The 2,413-nt window shown below is 74.1% G+C and carries 3 protein-coding genes; 1 reads left to right on the top strand and 2 read right to left on the bottom strand.

What is annotated here, in order from left to right; genetic code table 11:
* The first annotated feature begins 177 nt into the window (after window positions 1-177).
* Window positions 178-1,149, top strand: a complete 972-nt coding sequence (rarD, locus tag AC1DUQ_RS20755; protein WP_477061331.1) for an EamA family transporter RarD — start codon at window positions 178-180, stop codon at window positions 1,147-1,149.
* Here rarD and AC1DUQ_RS20750 read toward each other — a convergent pair.
* Complete coding sequence (locus AC1DUQ_RS20750; RefSeq protein WP_477061330.1) at window positions 1,118-1,849, bottom strand: PP2C family protein-serine/threonine phosphatase; 732 nt, start codon at window positions 1,847-1,849, stop codon at window positions 1,118-1,120. The two genes, rarD and AC1DUQ_RS20750, sit on opposite strands and share 32 nt — an antisense overlap.
* 88 nt (window positions 1,850-1,937) lie before the next feature.
* Window positions 1,938-2,413 (bottom strand): FHA domain-containing protein (locus AC1DUQ_RS20745; protein WP_477074518.1); only part of this gene is annotated, 476 nt, incomplete at its 5' end.

Here is a 2,413-nt window from a genome sequence, read left to right as displayed (position 1 = left end):
GGGACCGGCGGGACCGGTCCCGGGAGGAGGTGTGCCGACCGCCGGGACCCCGGTGGAGGGCGCGCTGGACCTGCGCCACAACACGCTGTAACACGCCCTGCAACGCGGGTGAAACTTGCTGCAACCGGACACTAGGGGAGGTCTCCCGACGCGTCAACAGGGACCTAGGCTCTGCTGGTGACCGACGCTCCCGCCACCCGCCCGGCGACGACCCCCCTCGACGGGCTCGGCCTGGCGACCGGCGTCGGCGCCTACGTCCTGTGGGGCGTCCTCCCCCTGTAYTTCCCGCTGCTGCAGCCCGCCGGCGCGGTCGAGATCATCGCGCACCGCGTCGTCTGGTCGCTGGTGTTCTGCCTCCTCCTGCTGCTCGCCACCCGCACGTGGGACACGTTCGTCGCGGCGCTGCGGAACCGGCGGACCCTCGGCGTGCTGTCGGTCGCAGCCGTCCTGCTGGCCGTCAACTGGCTCGTCTTCGTGTTCGGCATCCTCACCGACCGCGTCGTCGACGCCGCCCTGGGGTACTTCATCAACCCGCTCGTGACGGTGACGCTCGCGGTCGTCGTGCTGCGCGAGCGGCTGCGCGCGGTGCAGTGGGTGGCGCTCGGGTTCGGGGCCGCCGCGGTGGTGATCATCACTGCGGGCTACGGGCAGCTGCCCTGGATCGCGCTGACGCTCGCCCTGAGCTTCGGCTTCTACGGGCTGCTCAAGAACCGCGTGGGACGCAGCGTCGGCGCCGTGCCGGGTCTGGCGGTCGAGACCCTCGTCCTGTTCCCGTTGGCGCTCGGCTACCTGGCGTGGCTGAGCGCGGTCGGGGCGGGGACGTTCGAGACCGAGGGCCTCGGGCACGCCCTGGTCCTCGCGTCGTCCGGCATCGTCACGTCCATCCCGCTGCTGCTCTTCAACACGGCTGCCCGGCGGCTGCCCCTGTCGATGATCGGGCTGCTGCAGTACATCGCGCCGACCCTGCAGTTCCTCATCGGCGTCCTCGTCCTGCACGAGCAGATGCCGGCCGCGCGCTGGTGGGGCTTCGCGCTCGTGTGGGTGGCGCTCGGCATCCTCACGGTCGACGGCATCCGCCACGGTCACGCCCAACGGCTCAGCCGTCGCGCGGCCGACGTCAGCGCCGCAGCGTCGCGTCCACCACGATGACCGTGATGTTGTCGTGGCCGCCGGCCGCCAGCGCCGCGGCGACCAGCCGGTCCGCCGCGGGCTGAGCCGCGTCCTCGGCCCGCAGCTCGGCCTCGATGCGTGCGTCCGACAGCTCGTCGGTGAGTCCGTCGGAGCAGACGAGCATGCGGTCGCCCGGGCTCACGGGGAGCAGCCAAACGTCGGGCTCGACCTGCGAGGCGCCACCGCCGAGCACCCGCGTCACCACGTTCCGTCGCGGGTGCCGGCTCGCCTCGTCGGCCGCGACGATGCCGCTGGCCACGAGCTCCGCGACCTCCGAGTGGTCGAGCGTGACCTGCTCGAGCACGCCGCCCGCCATCCGGTAGGTGCGCGAGTCTCCCACGTTGACCACGAGCCAGCACGGGGTGTCGCCGTGCTCCGTCAGCACGACGCCGGTCGCGGTGGTGCCTGGGCGCCGTCCGGTGGTCGCCGGGAGGTCGCGGACCGCGGAGTGCGCCTGACGGACCGTCCGGCGCGCGTCGTCGGGTCCCGGGGTGCCGACGGCCAGACCCCGGAGCACCTCGATCGCCGTGCGGCTGGCCACGTCGCCGGCCTCGTGCCCTCCCATGCCGTCCGCCACCAGGAACACCCCGTCGGCCGCCCAGTGGAAGTCCTCGTTGCGAGCCCGCTGTCCTCGGGCCGTCGCGACACCGACGTCCAGTCGCACCCGGTCGTCGATCATCGGCGCGCCCCCGCGGCCCGGCGTCGTCGCTGGGCGGTCGGCGTCCTCACGGCGGCCATGCTACGGGTCGGCGCAGCCGCGGTGCAGGTCAACCGTCCTGGACCAGCAGGCTCCGCCGACCGAACCGCACGGTCCACCCGCGTTCGACCACCGCGCGCGTGCCCGGGGGAAGCGCGACGCTGGTGCCGTCCGGGTCGACGAGCACCGTGCCGTTGGTCGACCCGCGGTCCACCACCCAGAGGCGCCGACCGCCGGGCTCCGGCCCGAACGCGAGGTGCGCCTTCGAGATCGACCGGTCGGGGTCGTCGATCGACACCACGTGGGCGACCCCCGGCTCCGTGGCCGGGCTGCGTCCGACGAGCCCGTCGCCCTCGACGTCGAGCTCCTCGCCCGTGTCGAACCGCAGGTGCAGGTGGACGCGGGGCGCCGGGACCGACGGGCGCAGCCGGGTGTGCTCCAGGTCGCCCAGGCCGACCTCCGCGGGCTCCGGGTCGTCGAGCCCCGGGTCCGCCGGACGTACCACCGGCGCGTCGGCGAGACGCTCGAGCTCGCCCAGGCCCGGGT

It is taken from the genome of Cellulomonas sp. P4_B5_2 (assembly GCF_056402235.1).
The sequence above is the reverse complement of the archived record's forward strand: the minus strand, read 5'-3'. Positions and strand labels throughout refer to the sequence as shown.